Origin of the sequence: Oscillatoria sp. FACHB-1407 (assembly GCF_014697545.1) — a bacterium.
Taxonomy (GTDB): Bacteria; Cyanobacteriota; Cyanobacteriia; order Elainellales; family Elainellaceae; genus FACHB-1407.
Window position 1 is genome coordinate 113,919 of record NZ_JACJSA010000005.1, and the last position, 19,678, is coordinate 133,596.

Annotated in this window: 17 protein-coding genes; 10 read left to right on the plus strand and 7 right to left on the minus strand. The window is 48.4% G+C overall.

Features of this window, described 5'->3' with window-relative positions; genetic code table 11:
* Positions 1–123 precede the first annotated feature (123 nt).
* Positions 124–2,307 carry a histidine kinase dimerization/phosphoacceptor domain -containing protein gene (locus H6G89_RS10285; protein ID WP_190505693.1) on the plus strand — a complete coding sequence of 728 codons (2,184 nt, stop codon included), beginning with the start codon at positions 124–126 and terminating at the stop codon, positions 2,305–2,307.
* 29 nt (positions 2,308–2,336) lie between these two features.
* Positions 2,337–3,446, plus strand: a complete 1,110-nt coding sequence (locus tag H6G89_RS10290) for a hybrid sensor histidine kinase/response regulator (RefSeq protein ID WP_190505695.1) — start codon at positions 2,337–2,339, stop codon at positions 3,444–3,446.
* A gap of 16 nt (positions 3,447–3,462) precedes the next feature.
* Here H6G89_RS10290 and H6G89_RS10295 read toward each other — a convergent pair whose 3' ends face one another.
* From H6G89_RS10295 to H6G89_RS10305, 3 genes are all read right to left on the minus strand, one after another.
* Positions 3,463–4,041 (minus strand): TetR/AcrR family transcriptional regulator, encoded by a 579-nt coding sequence (locus tag H6G89_RS10295; protein ID WP_190505697.1) that lies wholly within the window; start codon positions 4,039–4,041, stop codon positions 3,463–3,465.
* Positions 4,042–4,287: 246 nt separating this feature from the next.
* Entirely contained in the window at positions 4,288–5,385 is a 1,098-nt protein-coding gene (gene dinB / locus H6G89_RS10300; RefSeq protein ID WP_190505704.1) for a DNA polymerase IV, read from the minus strand.
* Positions 5,386–5,514: 129 nt separating this feature from the next.
* Positions 5,515–6,123, minus strand: coding sequence for a PspC domain-containing protein (locus H6G89_RS10305; RefSeq protein ID WP_190505706.1), 609 nt, complete (start codon positions 6,121–6,123; stop codon positions 5,515–5,517).
* Between the two features lie 224 nt (positions 6,124–6,347).
* On the opposite strand from H6G89_RS10305, the gene H6G89_RS10310 reads away from it, so the two are divergent.
* Complete coding sequence (locus tag H6G89_RS10310) at positions 6,348–7,139, plus strand: CPBP family intramembrane glutamic endopeptidase (protein ID WP_190505708.1); 792 nt, start codon at positions 6,348–6,350, stop codon at positions 7,137–7,139.
* A gap of 104 nt (positions 7,140–7,243) precedes the next feature.
* A complete protein-coding gene (gene gcvT, locus H6G89_RS10315; protein ID WP_190505710.1) occupies positions 7,244–8,386 on the plus strand; it encodes a glycine cleavage system aminomethyltransferase GcvT in 1,143 nt (380 codons plus the stop codon).
* A 303-nt stretch (positions 8,387–8,689) separates the two neighbouring features.
* On the opposite strand, the gene H6G89_RS10320 is transcribed toward gcvT, so the two are convergent.
* Positions 8,690–8,956 (minus strand): hypothetical protein, encoded by a 267-nt coding sequence (locus H6G89_RS10320; RefSeq protein WP_190505712.1) that lies wholly within the window; start codon positions 8,954–8,956, stop codon positions 8,690–8,692.
* Between the two features lie 526 nt (positions 8,957–9,482).
* Between H6G89_RS10320 and H6G89_RS10325 the strand changes: the two genes are divergently transcribed.
* Both H6G89_RS10325 and H6G89_RS10330 read left to right on the plus strand, forming a co-directional pair.
* The gene (locus H6G89_RS10325) at positions 9,483–10,559 is read left to right on the plus strand and encodes a metal ABC transporter solute-binding protein, Zn/Mn family (RefSeq protein ID WP_190505714.1); all 1,077 of its coding nucleotides are present in this window, start codon (positions 9,483–9,485) and stop codon (positions 10,557–10,559) included.
* 252 nt (positions 10,560–10,811) lie between these two features.
* On the plus strand, positions 10,812–11,576 hold the full coding sequence (locus H6G89_RS10330; protein ID WP_190505715.1) for a metal ABC transporter ATP-binding protein: 765 nt from the start codon (positions 10,812–10,814) through the stop codon (positions 11,574–11,576).
* A gap of 43 nt (positions 11,577–11,619) precedes the next feature.
* Here the strand turns inward: H6G89_RS10330 and H6G89_RS10335 are convergent, their stop codons facing one another.
* Positions 11,620–11,988, minus strand: coding sequence for a four helix bundle protein (locus H6G89_RS10335; protein ID WP_309229767.1), 369 nt, complete (start codon positions 11,986–11,988; stop codon positions 11,620–11,622).
* Positions 11,989–12,064: 76 nt separating this feature from the next.
* On the opposite strand from H6G89_RS10335, the gene H6G89_RS10340 reads away from it, so the two are divergent.
* Entirely contained in the window at positions 12,065–12,907 is an 843-nt protein-coding gene (locus H6G89_RS10340) for a metal ABC transporter permease (RefSeq protein ID WP_190505717.1), read from the plus strand.
* Between the two features lie 20 nt (positions 12,908–12,927).
* Here H6G89_RS10340 and H6G89_RS10345 read toward each other — a convergent pair whose 3' ends face one another.
* A complete protein-coding gene (locus tag H6G89_RS10345; RefSeq protein ID WP_190505719.1) occupies positions 12,928–13,482 on the minus strand; it encodes an adenylate kinase in 555 nt (184 codons plus the stop codon).
* A gap of 1,455 nt (positions 13,483–14,937) precedes the next feature.
* On the opposite strand from H6G89_RS10345, the gene H6G89_RS10350 reads away from it, so the two are divergent.
* The 3 genes from H6G89_RS10350 to H6G89_RS10360 all read left to right on the plus strand — a co-directional run bounded on the left by H6G89_RS10350 (position 14,938) and on the right by H6G89_RS10360 (position 18,812).
* Positions 14,938–17,952, plus strand: a complete 3,015-nt coding sequence (locus H6G89_RS10350) for a bluetail domain-containing putative surface protein (protein WP_190505721.1) — start codon at positions 14,938–14,940, stop codon at positions 17,950–17,952.
* Between the two features lie 114 nt (positions 17,953–18,066).
* Positions 18,067–18,576: a DUF1622 domain-containing protein gene (locus H6G89_RS10355; RefSeq protein ID WP_190505723.1), complete on the plus strand. Its 510-nt coding sequence runs from the start codon at positions 18,067–18,069 to the stop codon at positions 18,574–18,576.
* A 71-nt stretch (positions 18,577–18,647) separates the two neighbouring features.
* Complete coding sequence (locus H6G89_RS10360; protein ID WP_190505725.1) at positions 18,648–18,812, plus strand: hypothetical protein; 165 nt, start codon at positions 18,648–18,650, stop codon at positions 18,810–18,812.
* 15 nt (positions 18,813–18,827) lie between these two features.
* Here H6G89_RS10360 and H6G89_RS10365 read toward each other — a convergent pair whose 3' ends face one another.
* Positions 18,828–19,664 carry a tryptophan 2,3-dioxygenase family protein gene (locus H6G89_RS10365; protein WP_190505727.1) on the minus strand — a complete coding sequence of 279 codons (837 nt, stop codon included), beginning with the start codon at positions 19,662–19,664 and terminating at the stop codon, positions 18,828–18,830.
* Between the last annotated feature and the right edge of the window lie 14 nt (positions 19,665–19,678).

The following is a 19,678-nucleotide window of genomic DNA, read 5'->3' on the forward strand; positions in this document are numbered from 1 at the left end:
TGCTTCTCGCAACTCATCCTGACCCCAAGACCATGACTTTTGGAGCGTAATTGGGAATAATGCTGGGGAGCTTGAGCCGTATCACGATTGTCAGAAGTTCAGGCATAAGCTGCTCAGATCCTCATGCAACCACACACCCAAGCTACTCTCAAGCCCCGCCTGGAAGTGGCGATCGACTCGTCCCCATTGACTGTTGAACCTGCCACCTCATTGTGGGAAGCCTTATCAATCATGAGTAAGGCTCAAGCAAGCTGCGCTCTTCCCGGACTGGAATTATCTCTCAATTGGAATTTAAGAAACCAGGCGCGTGCCAGTTCCATTTGGGTGGTCGAAGACCGTCAGGTGCTGGGTGTTTTGACTGAAGCCGATGCACTCCGGTGGATTGTGTCTGGACAAGATTTAGCTTCCATCCCCGTCAGTGAGGTGATGGCACAACCCGCGATCGCCCTCCTGTCCTCAGAGGAGCAAGACGTGTTTACAGCCCTTGCCCTCTTGCGAGAACATCACACGCAAGCCTTGCCTGTCGTTGATGCTCAAAATTCCTTCTTAGGAGTGATATCCATTGCAGGCATCCGCAGTGCCCTGCAATTGGACGAGTTGCTGAAATCGAAACCATTGACCAGCGTCCTCCTAACTCCAATTCTGCAAGCCCCTGTCACAACCCCTGTTTTGGAGTTAGCACGGTTGATGAGCGACAACCAGAGCGATTGTGTCGTGATCACGGCAGCAACCACAGAAGAACCAACTCTGATTGGCATGGTTTTTGCAAAAGACGTGATTCAGCTTCGGATTCTGGGGCAAGATCTGGCTCACCTCACAGCTCAAGCCATCATGGGCACACCGTTGCTTTGTTTTCCTCCAGAACAATCGGTTTTGGCGGCTTATTGGGAGATGCAGCAACAGCAGGTACAACGGTTTGTCGTCTCGGAGGATGGCAAGATCCCCCTGGGCATCGTGACACCCACCAGTTTTTTGCAGACCCTCGATCTCAACACGATGCAATCTGTCGAGGCAGAGGTGCAGCAGTCGGTTGAACAGTTTGCACTCACCCGAACTGCACCTGAGTCAGCGATCGCCCCAGCAGCAGTGGCGTTAAGTCCCAGTGATTCAGCCGACCTGCTGGAACAACTGAAATGCAGCCGTCTCTTGTCTACCATGGCGTTGCATATCCGAGAGTCGCTCAATCTCGATGAAATTTTGCAAACAGCAGTCAATGAGGTCCGGCAGTTTCTCCAAACCGATCGGGTTTTGATCTACCAGTTCAACCCCGATATGAGCGGGACAGTAGTCGTAGAATCCCTGGCAGCGGGTTGGCATCCCGCCCTGCACAGCACCATCCAGGACACATGCTTTGGCAAAAATTATGCTCATGCATACAAGGCTGGACGCACACAAGTTGTAGAAGATATTTATGCCGCAGGGCTAACTCAGTGCCACATTGACATTCTGGTGTTGTTTGATATCCGAGCCAGTCTCGTCGTGCCTATCCTCCAAGGGGAGCATTTGTGGGGGTTGCTCTGTGCTTATCATTGCTCTGCACCTCGTCGCTGGCAGTCTTTTGAAGTTGACCTGCTAAAACAACTGGCAATTCATGTGGCGATCGCCATCCAACAATCGGAGCTTTATCAGCAAGCTCAAACTGAATTAAATGAACGTAAACGAGCCGAAGAACAGCTCAAACTCTCCTTGAAGGAAAAAGAATCTCTCCTCAAGGAAATTCATCATCGTGTTAAGAACAACTTGCAAATTATCTCCAGCGTTTTGAGGTTGCAATCAGATTACATTAAGGACGAAAAAATCTTGGCTCTTTTCAATGAAAGCCAACATCGAATTCGTTCAATGGCACTCATTCATGAAAAACTCTACCAATCTAAAGATTTATCTAGCATTCATATGGGCGACTATATTGATGATTTAACTAATAGTTTGCTGCGCTCTTATGGAGCAATGTCACACAACATCTTGCTTCAGGCAGAAGTAGATAATGTTTGGCTTGATATTGATAAAGCGATTCCCTGTGGTTTGATTATTAATGAACTCATTTCTAATGCCTTAAAGCACGCTTTCCCAAATCCGACTGATTCAGAACACCAAAACAATATAATTCGTGTTGATATTCATCAAACAAATGCAGCTCGCTTTCAATTAAAGATTAGCGACAATGGCATCGGTTTACCGAAAGAGATTGACTTTCGTAATACAGAATCGTTAGGTTTAGAGTTAGTTTGTATTTTTACAGAACAATTGGGTGGCGAGATTGAGCTAAATCGTGAACAAGGAACAAGTTTCACAATCACCTTCCCATAGCCAGAGATAATTATTAAAGGACCAGTAAAATGGTTGGCGAAAAAGTGTTAGTGGTAGAAGATGAGCGAGTCGTCGCCAGGGATATTGAAAAACGACTTAAAAAGCTGGGCTATTTTGTTGTGGCTTCTGTTGCATCTGGTGAAGAAGCACTGCAAAAAGCAGCCGACCTGCGTCCTGATTTAGTATTAATGGACATCCAAATCAAAGGAGAGATGGATGGCATTGAAACGGCTGAACAAATCCGGACTGAGTTAGATATTCCAGTGATCTATTTAACCGCTTATGCCGATGAAGACACACTACAACGGGCAAAAGTAACAGAACCTTTTGGTTATATTGTTAAGCCTTTTGATGAGAGAGACTTGCATGTGGCGATCGAAGTCGCTCTACGAAGACGATTAGCTGAGGCGGCCGTTCGGGTTGCTCTTAAAAAAGAAAAAGAACTGAGCGAACTAAAGTCTCGTTTTTGGTCGATGGTGGTTCACGAATTTCGCAATCCGTTGGCTTCGATCCTATCGTCGGCTCAATTGCTGGAGCGACATGGACATGATTTAGTCGAAGAACGAAGGCGGGAATATCTGTACCTCATCCAAAATTCAATTCGTTCTTTAGACAGTTTGTTAAATGATATTTTGCACCTATCTCAAGCTGAGAGGCAGGTGTTGGAGTTTGATCCGCAACCTATCCAGCTAGAGAGTTTTTGCCAACAAACCATCGAAGAAATGCTGTTTAGTACTGGGTTCTCACACCAGATTATTTTTAATCCTCAGGGAAGCTTTAAAGATGTTTGTTTAGACCAAAAGTTGTTGTGGCATATTCTCACTAATTTGTTATCCAATGCGATTAAATATTCTCCTCAAGGAGGAGTTATTTATCTTGACGTCATTTGTCCTAACGGAGAGGTTATTTTTAGGATCAAAGACTCCGGCATCGGCATTCCACCAGAGGATCAACAACATCTATTTCAGCCGTTTCACAGAGCCGAAAATGTCGGCAGCATTCCGGGAACAGGGTTAGGGCTAACCATGGTTAAAAGCTGCTTAGACCTGCATCATGGAGAAATTTCCTTTGAAAGTGAAGTCGGTAGAGGCACGACATTTACGGTCAAACTGTTTTCAAGCTGTCGTGTGCCTAACTGATGTCAGGGATGGTTAATCAAACGGATTTGGCATGACTTAACAACATCTCTGGCAATTGCTCAAGGGTGCGTTGAAATGGAGTTGTGTCACCTAGACCCCGTGCTAATATCAATGCGCCTTGAATTTGTAGAATGGCATTTTGAGCGCGAGTGCGGGCTTCTGATGGCTCAATTTCAGCGTCGATCAATACCTGCGCCAGTGCCTCAAGCCAACCGTTAAGAGCCGCCTTCACTTGCTGCTGAAACAGGGTGTGGGAGTCTCCCAGAGTGAGGACAGCCAGTAAGCAAGGAGTGTTGCCTTCGCTGTATAACCGATTAACCGTCGCACTCATGGTTTGGAGGCGATCGCCAGGTGAGCTATCCTGCTGTAGCGGCTCTATAATGTTTGCCTCCATCCACTGCTCCATATACTCCAGAACGGCTTGTGCCATTTCCTCTTTTCCACCTGGAAAATGGTGATACAGACTGGCTCTACCCAGGTCAGTCGCTTCTGAGATGCGGGTTAATGTTGCCCCCTCGTAGCCATACTGCCGAAATAACCCTACAAGACGCTTAACCGTCTCTTCTCTGGATTTCGTTTGTTTTTTCTCAGGCATTGATTGATCCCTCTTTGGTTGAGGCTGTTGTGGGGTATGTAGCCGTAGCCACAGGCGATGGGGCGGAGGCGAGTCAGGAAGCCTCCCCAGCATCGGGTTTGAGTCATTGTCTTTGCCTTCAGCTTTCTGACCAAAGCTATATCACGAGGAAGCCCAAGCCCTGTTTGAGGAGGGCATTGTGGAAGATTCACGCAAAGCATGGGGAGTTCTTCTATTACTATACCAAACGTTCGGTTATAGGGTAAACTACTGCCGAACAGAGGGGGACAGGTCAAACGCCAATTGTACATAACGAACGGTTTTTGTGGGTTCTACCAACCCCGAAATCGTGATGCCCAAAAGCCGCACGGCTCGATCGTGCTCCAGGTGAGTGATGAGAAGTTCCTGGGCGATCGCCCTAATTTCGTCTGCTTTAGATAGCAGGGTGTTGACTGTGCGACTCCGGGTAATTTGTTGATAGTTTTCGTACTTCACCTTCAACGTCAGAGTATAGCCATAGCGACGGTGTTTATCCATCCGCTCCTGCACTTCTTCTGCAATCTGTTTGAGTTGATCACACATCAGGTCTACATCACTCAAATCCTCCGCAAACGATCGCTCTGCTCCAATGGATTTACGAATCCGGTTTGGGTTAACGGGGCGATCGTCCTGTGCTCTGGCAACGCGGTAATAGTAGTGTCCTGCTTTGCCAAAATGGTGAGTTAACGCCTCTTCTGACCACCGCTTTAAATCTGCTCCAAGGTGAATTCCCAAATCTTTCATTTTGGCGGCGGTTGCGGCTCCAACCCCATAGAACTTCTCAATGGGAAGTGCCTCAACAAATGCCTCCGCCCGGTCTGGAGCGATCAGGGTCAAACCATTGGGTTTGTTTAAGCCAGAGGCGATTTTAGCCAGAAATTTGTTGATGGAAACTCCTGCCGATGCAGTTAATTGGGTTTCCTGCACAATGGCTTGCTTAATCTCTGTAGCAATTGTGATAGCAAAGGGAATATCTCGTTTGTTTTGCGTGACATCTAGATAGGCTTCATCCAGTGATAGCGGTTCGATCAGATCCGTGTAGCGATGAAAGATCTCACGAATCTGTTGAGATACCGTTCGATAGACATCGAAGCGAGGTTTGACAAAGATGACATGAGGGCAGCGTTGTAACGCAACTCGTGACGGCATTGCCGAGTGAATGCCATAGTGACGTGCCTCATAACTGGCTGCGGCGACGGCTCCCCGCTGTTCGGGTGTGCCTCCTACGACGATGGGTTTGCCACGCAACTCTGGGCGATCGCGTTGCTCGACTGACGCAAAGAAGGCATCCATATCAACGTGAATGATTTTGCGGAGCGTAGACATCGCAGGCAACTCTATCAGCAACTCAACGGAATTGATTCACCTCATACTCCATTTCTATCGCATAGAGAGGCGATGTAGTAGAGGCACCTGGTTAAGTGGTTGCGATCGCTCGGTGTTGACCAGATGCAATTAATTTGTAGGTTCATGGTTATCTCCATGATCTGTTGATTCTGGTCTTAATGGAAAGGCTAACCATATCCAGACATAGAGTGCTGGTATGATCATGGGTGCCCAAACCATTGAAAATATAGCGGCTGCTCGTACTCCCAATAGGGGAAAGTTGCTACTCTGGGCGATCGCACTACAAATTCCGGCGATCGCTTTGCGGCGAGGGTTGCGATAGAAGTAAACGGGCGGTCTTTCGAGTTGATACCTTTCTGCTTTCTGGATTGCGTTGAGCGATACTAACAAACCAGTTGCACCAAAAGCACCGGATGGAATGGTTAATATCAGTCCCCAGGGGGCAAAGGTTAATCCTGTGATCCAGTCTTCATATTGAGGAGCGTCTACGCAGGTATAAATCGTGATATCGACTGTGCAATTAAATTGCTCTGCCAGTTGCAATCCTGTTGCTCCTAGTAAGAGAGGTGCAAAAGCATACAGAATGCAAAGCACTAGAAAGATGACATGCCAGGAGGCTGAGAGCGATCGTCGGATGGCGATCGCAGCCAGGGCAGGTGCAAAGAATAAAAAAGCTCCAATGCATAAGATAGAAAACAGATCTAACAAGTAGTGCATGATAGTTCGCTTGAAATCATGAAATATAGCTTTGGTCAGCAAGCTGAAGGTAAAGGCAATGGCTCAAACCCTGGGGAACGCTTTCTGACTTACCTCCACCCATCGAATAGGGCTACGGCTATACGACCGAGTATGCCCAGCGGTTACCTGTCCTTACCTCTGAGGCGATCGCACTTATGCAATGCTGTTTGTCTGCCAAATACTTTCGCCAGGAGATGAAGCCAATGGCAGTTCTAAAACAATTTGCGATTTTGTTTGTCTTGGGTAGTTTGGGAATCGTTCTGTTTGTGATGACATCTATTCCTGCCATTCAACAGCAGTTGGCTACCCTACCAGCAGAAGTCGCCGCACAAGTACCGCCCCTCTGGGTGATATTAATGCTGCAAGGAGTTCAGAATGCGATTTTGTTGGCGATCGCCATTCTCGTCGGCATTTTCTGCACCCGTCCGCTAGGCTTGCGCTCTCATCTGTTGGAGCGTTGGGTGTCCTATCCACCAAAATCAACGTCTTTTGCGACGGAAGTTAAATGGAGCTTGGGGCTTGGTGGAGTCACAACTGTAGTCATCCTGCTGGTGAATCGGCTAATGGAACCTGCCCTACCTCCAGCATTACAAGCTGCCAATCGAGGTGAGGCAAACTGGCTGAATACACTAACTGCAATGCTGTACGGAGGCATCACCGAAGAGCTATTGATGCGCTGGGGTTTGATGTCGCTGCTGGCGTGGGCAGGCTGGAAGCTGTTGCAACGGAGAGCTACATCACCCGGTGCGGCAATTTATTGGGGGGCGATCGCTCTGACGGCAGTTTTGTTTGGGTTATTGCACTTGCCATTCACGGCCACGATTGCGCCTATTACAACCTGGGTGGTGATCCGTGCCGTTTTGCTCAATGGAATTGCTGGTCTTGCGTTTGGCTGGTTGTTCTGGCAATATTCCCTGGAAGCGGCAATGCTGGCTCATATTAGCTTTCATGCGTTGATCTTTGTTCTCAACCTGTTGCATGTGCAAGCGATTTAAGACGATCAAACCCAGCACAGGCTGGATCAGAAGACCTGTGTATCCACAATCGATTGACGATTAACTGTAGGATGATAAAAGCTTTGTTTTAGTGATAGCGTTCTGTGGCAAGCCCAACCCCTACCGATTCAAACTCTGTGCAACCCCTGAAACAGACTCCGTTGTTTGATCTGTGTGTTGCCCTCAAAGCTCGAATGACCGCCTTTTCAGGCTGGGAGATGCCCGTTCAATTTGCTGGCATCAGTCAAGAACATCAAGCGGTACGACAACGAGCCGGGATGTTTGACATTTCTCATATGGGCAAATTTCAACTGCAAGGGGTGGATGTCATTCAGCAATTGCAACGCCTCGTGCCCTCCAACCTCGATCGCCTGGAAGCAGGGCAAGCACAATATACGGTGTTGCTCAATTCGCAAGCGGGTATTGTGGATGACCTGATTGTTTACTACCAAGGCACTACCGCCACAGGTGAACAGCGAGTATTTCTTATCGTCAACGCAGCAACGACTGAAAAAGATAAAACATGGTTGCTGAGCCACCTGGATACTGGGGCGATCGCCTTTGAGGATCTGTCTCCCACCAAAGTTTTGATTGCGATACAGGGACCAACCGCTGTTAAGACGCTGCAAGCGTTTGTTAAAGAAGATTTGACGGCAATCAAACGCTATTGCCATTTAGAGGGAACGGTGTTGGGACAACCTGGATTTCTGGCACGGACAGGCTACACCGGAGAAGATGGCTTTGAGGTGATGCTTGACCCAGAGGTGGGGCGAGAGTTGTGGCGATCGCTCGTAGATGCAGGAGTGGTTCCCTGTGGGCTGGGGGCACGCGATACACTGCGGTTAGAGGCAGCGATGGCGTTGTATGGTCAGGATATTGATGAAACCACCACTCCTTTAGAGGCAGGTTTGGGATGGCTGGTGCATTTGGATGAAAAGGGCGATTTCATTGGGCGATCGGTGCTGGAACAGCAGAAGCAGGAAGGGGTTTCCCGCCGACTCGTGGGGTTACAGATGCAAGGACGCAACATTGCCCGTCATGATTACCCCGTACTTCATACCGGGGCGATCGTTGGAGTGGTCACCAGTGGTACTTTAGCCCCTACGGTTGGACAACCAATCGCGTTAGGTTACGTTCCTACAGACTTATCAAAACCGGGTCAGGCTTTGGAGGTTGAGATCCGGGGTAAAACCTATCCCGCTACGGTCGTTAAGCGACCGTTCTACAAAAGCCCACCCGTAGCGTAATCTTGATTTTGAATTTTGGATTTGCGATTTTAGGTTGAGGATTACCTACTCAAAGTAGCCTTCAGCATCAAACCCATCACCTGAATTCGGGATCAAGGATTCTGACCTGGAAACCCCTGACTTTGGCGTGAGTTCACTGAAGGCTGCGAATGGGTTCACTCAATTCTTCACTTAGATCGACGATAGCCACATTCGATGGGACGAGTCAGAAAGCTCCCCTAGAATCCGAGTTTGAGCCATTGTCTTTGCCTTAAGCTTTCTGACCAAAGCTATATTAACTGTCTCGACAGTTGCTACATAACACTACCTGACATACCATCCTGCACCAAATTGCAGCACACTTAAAACGCTGCCCGCACTGAACACCGACAACACACTGCCTGTGCTGAAAACGCTGAGAATGCTACCAGCACTACCAAAACTCAAAATGCTGCCCGCACTGCCGATGCTGAGGATACTGCCTGCACTACCGATGCTCAAAATGCTGCCAGTGCTGCCGATACTGAGAATGCTGCGATGACTGGCTCGACTGAGAATGCCTCGCCATGCTTCGATGAATTGCCCTCCCATTCTCTGCCTCCAAGCCATTGAGGTTGCCGCAACTATAGAGCATCAATTCTAGAGTAGAAAGGGGAATGGGGAATAGGAAGAGACGCGATTGATCGCGTCTGCAAGGGAATGGGGAGTAGGAATGGGAAGAGGATTGATCGCGTCTGCAAGGGAATGGGGAATAGGGAATGGCGAGTGCGGAGTTAAGTTGATATGACCCATCTAGCCTTGCCCTTCCTCCCCTGATTGACTGACAAAAGTTCTGAAACCCTTGATATTCCCTGTTGTGGCTGGCGGATGGAATTCGCGCCTATCCAATCGAAGTCCGCCGACGCGCACTGGATGCATCCAGGTTTTCTGTAACCCGCGTCGGCGGGTTTTGCTCTTATAGCTGCGATTTCAATCGCCAAGCATCAAAGATTTGTCAGGCAGTCAGCTTCCTCCCTCCTCCAAATTTTTTAAGACAACTTGTACGAGGATTGCTGTAGAATAGCGAACGATAATCATTCTCAGTCTCACCCACTGATTACATTGAGGATGTTCAACTATGGTTCATCTCAAAACAGGGGTTCATTCCTCTAGTAGACCAGTTCGTCGGCTATCCGTGCTACTTGCGTCAGCGATCGCCCTGGGTCTAGGCAGTTGTGCTGCGGATACTTCAACCTCGACTTCTGAATCTCCTCAAGCTGAGACATCTCCTATTGAAACGGCTGAATTGCAGGTCGTGACAACATTTTTACCAATCACTCAGTTTACGAAGGCAGTGGCAGGCGATCGCGCCGAGGTGACACAACTGCTACCGACGAATGTGGGACCACACGACTACCAGGCAACCCCAGAAGATGTCCAACGCCTAGCCCAGGCGGATGTGTTGGTGCAGAATGGCTTAGAAATGGAGCTATTTTTAGAAGATCTGGTTGATAACGCAGGAAATCCAGACTTACAAATGGTTGATTCCAGTGAAGGCATTGCAACTATTGCAACGGAAGACGTTGAAGGACACGCCCATGAAAACGAAGACCATGGGCATGATCATGCTAACGAAGCGGAACACACCGACGGAGCGGAACACGCCGAAGCTGGACATCAGCACGGCGAATTTAACCCCCATGTTTGGCTTGACCCCAAACGGGCGATCGAGCAGGTTGAAAACATTCGGGATGGGTTAATTGCCGCTGATCCTGAAGGGGAAGCGGTTTACACTGCCAATGCAGCCACTTACATTCAGCAGTTGAAGGAACTCGACTCAGAAATTACAGCCATGCTGCAACCCTACGCCGGAAAGACTTTTGTTGCATTTCATGATTTTGCTCCCTACTTTGCTGAGAGCTATGGGCTAGACGCAGAATTTTTAGTCGATGTCCCCGATGAAAACCCTTCGCCAGATGATGTCAAACGCATCTCAGATGAAGTGAAGGAATCCAGTCTCAAAACGATTCTGACGGAACCACAAGCTGGAGAAGAGTCACTCGCGGCACTGGCGGAGGACTTAAATGTCACTGTGAGCATCTTTGACCCGATGGAGACGGGTGATGCCGAAGCTATTGAACCGGAATATTATTTAACGGTTATGCGCCAGAATGCTCAGAGTTTGATCGCAGCCTTTAGCGGCTCACCAGAGTAAGGGGGGAATAGGGAGTAGGGAGTAGGGAGTGGGGAATAGGAAGTAGGGTGTGGTCAACTGGTTCGTGACTCTCAGCTACTGACCATTGACCATTGACCATTAACTACTGACCATTGACCATTGACCATCAACGAAATTCCACCTCAGCGCACTAACCAACTGCCTTTATCTCTTACCCCTGCCCCATTGTCCCATGGGTAAACCTGTCGAACCCCTACCTTCTATCGTTACTCATTACTGACGAGGTATTGATTGAGAGAAACCGTACTCACCGTTGAGCAATTAACCGTCTATCGAGAAACCTACGCGGCGGTAAAGAATGTGTCGTTTTCACTAGAAGCGGGAACGGACACAGCGATCGTGGGTCCAAACGGTGCGGGTAAAAGTACACTGGTTCAGGCGATTCTGGGAATTCTACCGCGTCAGTCAGGGGATGTTTTTATCCTGGGTCAACCGCTCAGTCGTACGGGTTCCCTCCCTCGCTCTATTCGTCAGCAGATTGCTTATCTGCCCCAAAACTTCCTGTTCGATCGCCGCATTCCCATCACGGTCGAAGAACTTGTCGGGTTGGGGTGGGATCGTCTGGGTTTTCAACTTCCCTGGACAAACTCCAGAAAACGGCGTCATGCGATTCGAGAAGCATTGTCAAGAGTGGATGTAAACCATCTCCGCCATCAGCCAATTAGTGGGCTTTCAGGCGGTGAAACAAAGCGAGTTTTGCTGGCGTATTGTCTGGTGCATCCGCGCAGGTTGCTCATTCTTGATGAGGCTCCTGCTGGCTTGGATATGCGCGGCGAATCTGAGTTTTATCAACTGCTGTATCAACTCAAGCATGAGCAAGGCTGGGCAATTTTGCAAATTTCTCATGATTTAGAGATGGTGCGACGACATTGCGATCGCGTCCTATGCCTCAATCAAACCTTACTATGTCAAGGCATTCCAGAAGTAACACTCTCCCCCGATAATCTCTCCTCGGCTTATGGGTCTGAGTTTGTTCGATATCAACATCATCATTGAAAGGGGAGTAGGGAGTAGGGAGTGGAGAGTGGGCAGAAGTATATTAGGTTTTTTGTAGAGCGCGGAGGAGGGCACGAAGTAATTTTCCAGTAGACTCACAATGATCCAGAATTGGTTGCGCTATTTGTATAGAGATCAAGTCAACACGAACAGCCAACAAAAGATGGGTTTCTAGTTCCTTTAAGGAGCCTTGAGCAATGCGAAGAAACTGAATGTACTCGTTTCGATATTCTCGTCCATATCCTTCAGCAATATTGGCAGGGATTGAAACTGCTGCTCTACGAATTTGTCCAACGAAGCCATAGACTTCTTCCTTTGGAAAAGTCTTTGTCAGGTGATAACAAGCCTCTGCCAAAGTCATCCCTTGTTGCCAAACCTCTAAATCTCGATAAGACTGAATCTTCCCACCCACAATCACATATCCTCTAAACCCGTCTTACCTCCTATTATTCCCACTCCCTATTCCCCACTCCCCACTCCCTTCCCTTATGTCTTTGAACGCTGAAATTACTCGTATCATCGAACTTTTCCAACTTCCCTTTATGCAACGAGCCATCATTGGCGGAGTGCTGACGGGTTTGATGGGTGGACTGTTGGGCAGTTTTACCATTCTGCGGCAACTGTCGTTTTTTAGTGATGCGTTAGGACACTCCGCCTTGTTAGGAATTAGTCTGGGTTTATTGCTGGGGTTAAACCCGTCGGTGGTGTTGCTGCCATTTGCGGTGTTGTTCGCATTGGGGGTCACGTATCTGTTAGAGAGAACACGACTGTGGACAGATGCTTTACTGAATATTATTTATTCCTCATCGTTGGCGATCTCCGTCATCGTTCTTAGTTTTGTAGGTCGCTACAAAGGTGGAATTGATAACTTACTATTTGGTGATATTTTGGCAGTTCGAGATGCTGATCTGATCTTCAGTTTTGTCCTGTTATTAGTCTGTATTGTGTTCGTTGGACTGACATTACGGACACAAATGTTGTTGATTTTGCATGAGCCGTTGGCGATCGCCCGTGGAGTGTCCGTTTACGCTCATCGCACTGCATTTATTGTGCTGTTGTCACTGGTGGTGGGCATCTCTATCAAGGCGATCGGGGTGTTGCTGGTGAGCGCGTTTGTGGTGATTCCTGCTTGTGCAGCGCGATTACTGAGCCGCACTTTTACGAGTTATGTGTTGCTCTCAACAGGTTTGGGTGCATTGAGTGCTGTGTTAGGCATGGTCGTTTCCGCAGCGTTTAATTTGCCGTCGGGTCCAAGCATTGTGGCAACTCAGTTATCTATCTTTTTAATTGCAGTGGCGTTGCCTCGATTGGGTTTTGTGACACAAGGGTGAAGGGGTAAATGGGTTGGAAATTAGAGAGTGGAGGAGTGAGGGAATGCGATCGCTGTTTTTCCAGTCTCAACCGATTCAAGAAACTGGGCAATCTGTTTAGTTGATTGCAGGTGATAAACACATTTAGTACCCTGTGCTTGTTTGACATATTCCCGATATCTTGGCGTCAACCGTTTGTGACAGAGCCAAAGCGCACGATAACTATTCATCGAACTTTTGAAGATCGGGCTTTTTTCAGGCCAACCTGAGGGTGGTTGAACGTAACCTGTGATGAATCGTTTAGTGACTAACCAAAAATGCATCTGTATAGGTAAATCTACAAACACTAGCGTATCCGCTGCATCAAGACGTTGCCAGAGTGTTTCCATGCAACCAAACCCATCAATAATCCATTGGTCAGTGGCTAAAATCTCTTGATGGATGCGCTTGTAGTCTTCCCGTGAGACTGCCACACCACCCGGTTGGTATTGAACCTTATCCAGGATGTAAACTGGCAAACCAGTCATATTTGACAGTTTTTGACTGAGGGTTGATTTACCCCCTCCAGCATTGCCAAATACGGCTATTTTTTTCATCGCTATTGTCTCCAGGCTGACTAAATTTCCTTCTAGCTTAGATAGGACGTAGAACCAGGACTTCACCCTATGAGACTATTGCGATTCATGCTAGTGAATTAACTGATCAGGGATTCGGTTTCTCTCGATGTACTCATCCATCTCTGCCTGATGATTATGGACATAGGATAAAGCACATCATGAGAACTAGAAGTGCTTTCAGTCTATATAGGATAAAAGGCGTTGCTGAATGCAGATATGATTCTCAAAAACTGACTACCGCTGTAAGGGCGTTTCGCGAAACATCCCTCCGAAATTCATAGATTGGCTCAGCAACACCGGATAAACGGGTTACTGGTTGAAATTACTAGAGTCAATAGTAAAGACTCACGTGCTGTATCGGGGGCGATCGCACTGCCCAAATGCAACAAATGCTCCACAGCTTAAGGTTGAGAGTTTATTGGGGTGATATACAGGTTACGTTACGCTGCGCTAACACATCCTGACGGGATGGCGATCGCACAAGTTGCGTAACAAAGGAGGTATAACAGAAAGGGTAGTGTTTCAGATCTGTTGCTACTAACCCCCGGCTGTCGCCGTCCCCCTTGGTAAGGGGGACTACAGGGGGTCTTACAGAGGCTATCAACAGGTTTGGAACACCATCCAAAATACATCAGTTTCTATTTTGAATACCGCCAATGGGGTTTTGATATGCGTTGACGCAGTCGAAAATAGAAATGACGCAGTCGAAAATAGAAACGACGCAGTCGAAAATAGAAACGACGCAGTCGAAAATAGAAATGACGCAGTCGAAAATAGAAACGACGCAGTCGAAAATAGAAACGACGCAGTCGAAAATAGAAACGACGCAGTCGAAAATAGAAACGACGCAGTCGAAAATAGAAATGATGCAGTTGAAAACAGCAATTTAAGACTTCAACACTGGAAATTACGGATACCAATTTCAGTTTGAAGCAATTCTTTCAGTATTGATACAGAGTTAAGAAGGGAAATTCAATAAGGTTGATAGTGGGTAGGGGCGGGTTTCGCCATCAATTCCATGACAGGATATCAATTGGACTGCTAAACTCGCCCGTACAGTTTGCGGAGTTATTTAATCCACGAGCCTTAACAAAATCCTTGATAAGTAGCTTTTAGAGGGAAATTAGGGGCAGTCTTCTGGGATGATGGCAACCTGATTGAGAGAAGCTTAAAGACTGTAACATACGATACATAAGAAATTCCCATCAAAGCTCTATAGGATGAGCGATCGCCTTACCAAATCGTTGAATGGCTTGCCATAAAGCTTTTACAGCCATCGCAGTAAATTAATTGGAGTTTAGCAGAGGTAGATTGGGGCGATCGCTTTCCCTGCAATTTCAAGATCCAGTGCTATCCTCGTGGCGAAACGGGTTGCGATCGTTAATTGTAGGTTAAAAGCCCGTAATTGCATGATTAACAAAGTGGGGATGAGACATGTCAGCCGAGTATCACAACCTTGCCGCAGGAGCGTTTACTCAAGATTGGAGTAACACAGGCTTAATTACAACGAATGCGGACTGGTCAAATGTTCCCAGCATCATTGGATATCTAGGAGATGATCTCAGTAATCCTGCTCCAGGTGTTGATCCACAAAGCGTTGTCGCTGACTTAACCACTGCGCCAAATGTTAACGCCAATCAAACCAATCCGATTCTTTTTACAGCGGGGGGTGTGGCTGAGTTTGAATTGACTGACCCAGTGGTGGCGTTGCAAGCATCGGGGACTGCCGATGCTCCATTTTTGTTAATTCATCTCAACACAACCGGGGTCAACAGTGTGAATGTGGCGTATACACTACGCGATATTGACAACTCCTCTGACAACGCCGTGCAGCCTGTCGCGTTGCAATATCGAGTTGGCACAACTGGAGATTTTATCAATGTTCCTGCGGCCTTTGTTGCCGATGCCAGTACGGGTCCCAGCTTGGCGGATCAGGTTACACAAGTGAGTGCGGTATTACCTACCAATGCAGCGAATCAGCCTCAGGTGCAAGTGCGAATTATCACGGCAAATGCAAATAGCAACGACGAGTTAATCGGCATTGATAACATCAACATCACTGGCACGACTGGAGCACCTACCAATAACAATGGTGCTGGGGTTCGCATTCGCGATATTCAAGGAGCAGCACACGTCTCACCCTTCAACGGACAAAGCGTGAGCAATGTACCGGGAATTGTCACCGTTTTGCGATCGAATGGGTTTTACCTGCAAGACCCCAACCCGGATACCAATGATGCCACTTCAGAGGGGATTTTTGTCTTTACCAACTCTGCACCAACGGTAGCTGTAGGCGACTCGGTGTTAGTCAGTGGTACGGTTAGCGAGTTTCGTCCCGGTGGTTCTGGAGGGACAAACAACCTGTCAATTACTCAGATTGGCAGTCCTACCGTTTCAGTGGTGTCTTCCAATAACCCTTTACCAGCAGCGATCGTATTAGGCAACGGGGGACGCACTATTCCCAATCAGATCATCAGCAACGATGCATCTGGAGGAACGGTAGAGAACCCCGCAACTACATTTGATCCTGCTCAGGATGGCATCGACTTCTACGAAAGTTTAGAAGGAATGCGGGTTCAGATTAACAACCCGATCGCCACTTCTCCCACCAATGTCTTTGGCACGTCTGAAGAAATTTGGGTACTGGCAGACAACGGAGCTAATGCCACCAGTCGCACGACGCGAGGGGGTAGCCTGATTACCGCCAGCGACTTTAACCCAGAGCGAATTCAAATTGATGATTTGAACAATTCCCTCGTTCTGCCCACAGTCAATGTCGGTGCTCAACTCAGCACGGTGACTGGCGTCGTGAGCTATGACTTCAGCAACTACGAAGTGTTAGTTTCCACAGCTCCAACGGTTGTCCAGCCATCGACCCTGCAACGGGAAGTGACCAACCTGGCTGCTAATCCCAATCAACTCACCGTTGCGACCTTTAATGTCGAAAACTTAGACCCCAATCCGGCAGATGGCGACGATGACACGAGCAAATTTACCGCTCTAGCCACCCGCATTGTAAATAATCTGCGATCGCCCGATATTATCAGCCTGGAGGAAGTGCAGGACAACAACGGGGCAACGAACGATGCGGTAGTAGATGCAACACAGACCTATCAAACGCTGATTAATGCGATCGCCGCTGCGGGGGGTCCCACTTATCAGTTCCGTCAGATTGACCCGGTGGATGATCAGGATGGGGGACAACCGGGGGGCAACATTCGGGTGGGGTTCCTGTTCAATCCGGCACGAGTCAGCTTTGTCGATCGCCCCGGTGGCACTTCAACGACGAATACCACTGTCAGCAATGTTGGTGGCAGACCGCAAATTTCGGCGAGTCCGGGACGGCTTGACCCTACCAATGCTGCCTTTGCTAGCAGTCGCAAACCCCTTGTGGGTGAGTTTGTATTTAACGGGCAAACGGTCTACGTCATCGCCAATCACTTCAACTCTAAGGGAGGCGATCAACCGCTTCTGGGACGCTTTCAACCCCCAACTCTAACCACTGAAACGCAGCGTCGTCAGCAAGCGACAATTGTTCGTGATTTTGCCCAGAGCATTCTGGCAATTAACCCCAATGCCAATATCATGGTGGTCGGCGACCTCAACGACTTTGAGTTTTCTGAACCGCTCAACATTCTGCGAAGTGCCGGACTCACACCCCTGATTGAAACGTTACCTCCCGGTGAACGCTACACCTACAACTTTGAAGGCAACGCTCAAACGCTGGATCACATTCTGGTGAGTAATAATCTTTTGCGTCGGACAAACGGTTATGACGTGGTACACATCAACTCAGAGTTTGCTGATCAAGAGAGTGACCACGACCCCAGTGTGGCTGGATTCCAACTCGTAGCGAGCCAATCCCTTAGAGGCAATAATCGCCCCAATCGATTGAATGGCAGCGAAGGGGACGATACCCTATCCGGATTGGGGGGCAACGATGTGTTATCCAGTGGGGCAGGTGATGATCTGCTAAACGGGGGCATCGGGGGCGACACTCTAACCGGAGGCGACGGGGGCGATCGCTATATCTACTCCGGACGCAATCAGCGCATCGCGTTTGCCAATTCTCTCATCGCCAGACCCGATCGCATTCTTGGGTTTAACGTGGCGCAGGGCGACAAAATTGTCCTCGCTATTGACAACAATTTGGCAACCACCAATTTGCCGAGAGGGTTGTTTAACACTGGGGTGGAGCGGACTCGCACGTTGCTAGATGCAGTTCGGTCTGCCTTTACCGATAAAGATCAACGGCGACGGGGCAACCAGCGGTTAGCCGCTAACGAAGCGGTTCTTCTGACCTGGCGTAGAGGCACGTATTTAGTAGCCAACGATAATCGGGCTGGTTTTGTCCCCGGTCGCGATCTGGTGGTGAACGTCACAGGCATTGCGCTTAACGCAGGTGATGCGAGAGCCGGAGTGTTGGCCGTGACCAATTACTTTGGGTGATGTGGAGAAGGGTAAAGGATTAGGGATAAAGGGTGAGGGGCGACGGATAAAGAGTGGGACAATACTGGCTATCCATTCTCCATAGGTTGCCCCTTCTTACTCTCGCCAGTTTTTATGAAACAAAAATTACCCATTGAAGCTTTTATTAATGCTCTATTACCGTTAGCACTCATTTTGGGATTAGTCCTGATTCTCGGTTTAGATGTCGAGTCAGTGGAGCGATCGCAAGAATTAGAGAATCCCCTAGAACAGTGGCTCAAACCGATTGTGGGTTATTTAGCGGCTGCCGCAGAAATTGCTGCCGCGATCGTCATTGGCAGTGCTGTGTTTCGAGGCATTGCCACTTATGTGCAACGGTTAGTGATTCAGGGACGGCAACCTGGAAACATCATTGAAACGATTCGGTTGCAATTGGGAGAAGTGTTGATTTTAGGATTGGAGTTTACAGTTGCCAGTGATATTTTGCGAACGGCAGTGGCTCCAACCCGTCAAGATATTCTGAATTTGGGGGCGATCGTTCTACTACGAACGTTGCTCAATTACTTCTTGGAATTAGAAATTAAACAAGGCGAAGAAGCCCGTCTAGAAGAGCGTCGTCAAGATGTTGCTGAAACCGCTGAGTAAGCCGCTTTATAAGGGTAACGTCTTCATAGCCCCCCACATCTCCCAATTCTGGGAAACTTTGAGGTGTAGCATTGGGTCAGCCATTTTTTGAACGGAGCGAGGAAGCGTCACCGAATGCCATACCTCTACAGAGGATTGCTTATATAGCGATCGCCAAAACCATTAGGACATGCATTGGAGTCCTGCTGCGAGAGACGCGATTAATCGCGTCTGTCCTGTTGAGTGCCTTGTCTTAACTGGGGTGACTACGGCTATATTTCAGGTGTTTGACTCAATCCTGGAAACAGGGGTGCGAGTTCTGCTTCGTATTTAGCGAGGTATTGCCGAAAGGAGGTGCCGCCTGTACCGACATCGGCTCCTACCAATTTGAGTTGTTGTGCAGCTAATCCCAAATGCGCTCGATGAAACCGAGTTTGTAACAGGTCATACATCTGCATTTGTTTCAACAGAGGATGAGCCTGGGGATGTTCTAAAAGGGTACTGACTTTTTCCTCCAGGGAAGAGGCATCTACCCGTTGCAGCAATAGGTTGTAATAGTGGGTCAAGCTGTGATGTTGGTGGCGATCGCGCCATTCCGCAACTTGCGCCCCATACCGTTTTTCAAATTCGGTTTCAGCCACATGCAGCTTGCCCTCGGCATTACGAGTTCCACCTTCCCAATACTTTGGCACGCCACTCATGATTTCCAGATGGCGAAACTGAAAGGATTGAAACCCACTCGTAGGACCAATCGTGGTGCGAAATTCAGCAAATGCCCGCATGGTTGTGAGAATGGGCATGGTTGTTACCGCTACTTCATAGAGTTTGAGCACTCGCGTCAGAAAATAACACGCCTCGTGGGTATCGCCAATGATAGGGTCTGATGCGTCTTGGAGGGCAGTGGCGATCGCATCCAGCACTCGCCCTAAATCGATAATCATCTGGTGGAATCCCAGTTCGCAGATCTGGTGCACCGTGATAAACAAATCCTCATCCTGCGAAGCTGTCAGCGGTTGTTTGCAACTCAATAGGGTTTCTAAACCGTGATAGCTCCAGTAATGGTTTTGAGTGACATCAAGATCGGGGTTGAGGGGAGGAAGGGGATGCATAGGAAGAAAGAAGA

What these genes read in the sequence shown, in the direction of transcription:
- H6G89_RS10285 (WP_190505693.1), top strand. Translation starts at nt 124, where the DNA reads ATGCAACCACACACCCAAGCTACTCTCAAGCCCCGCCTGGAAGTGGCG.
- H6G89_RS10290 (WP_190505695.1), top strand. Translation starts at nt 2,337, where the DNA reads ATGGTTGGCGAAAAAGTGTTAGTGGTAGAAGATGAGCGAGTCGTCGCC.
- H6G89_RS10295 (WP_190505697.1), bottom strand. Translation starts at nt 4,041, where the DNA reads ATGCCTGAGAAAAAACAAACGAAATCCAGAGAAGAGACGGTTAAGCGT.
- dinB (WP_190505704.1), bottom strand. Translation starts at nt 5,385, where the DNA reads ATGTCTACGCTCCGCAAAATCATTCACGTTGATATGGATGCCTTCTTT.
- H6G89_RS10305 (WP_190505706.1), bottom strand. Translation starts at nt 6,123, where the DNA reads ATGCACTACTTGTTAGATCTGTTTTCTATCTTATGCATTGGAGCTTTT.
- H6G89_RS10310 (WP_190505708.1), top strand. Translation starts at nt 6,348, where the DNA reads ATGGCAGTTCTAAAACAATTTGCGATTTTGTTTGTCTTGGGTAGTTTG.
- H6G89_RS10320 (WP_190505712.1), bottom strand. Translation starts at nt 8,956, where the DNA reads ATGGGAGGGCAATTCATCGAAGCATGGCGAGGCATTCTCAGTCGAGCC.
- H6G89_RS10325 (WP_190505714.1), top strand. Translation starts at nt 9,483, where the DNA reads ATGGTTCATCTCAAAACAGGGGTTCATTCCTCTAGTAGACCAGTTCGT.
- H6G89_RS10340 (WP_190505717.1), top strand. Translation starts at nt 12,065, where the DNA reads ATGTCTTTGAACGCTGAAATTACTCGTATCATCGAACTTTTCCAACTT.
- H6G89_RS10345 (WP_190505719.1), bottom strand. Translation starts at nt 13,482, where the DNA reads ATGAAAAAAATAGCCGTATTTGGCAATGCTGGAGGGGGTAAATCAACC.
- H6G89_RS10350 (WP_190505721.1), top strand. Translation starts at nt 14,938, where the DNA reads ATGTCAGCCGAGTATCACAACCTTGCCGCAGGAGCGTTTACTCAAGAT.
- H6G89_RS10355 (WP_190505723.1), top strand. Translation starts at nt 18,067, where the DNA reads ATGAAACAAAAATTACCCATTGAAGCTTTTATTAATGCTCTATTACCG.
- H6G89_RS10365 (WP_190505727.1), bottom strand. Translation starts at nt 19,664, where the DNA reads ATGCATCCCCTTCCTCCCCTCAACCCCGATCTTGATGTCACTCAAAAC.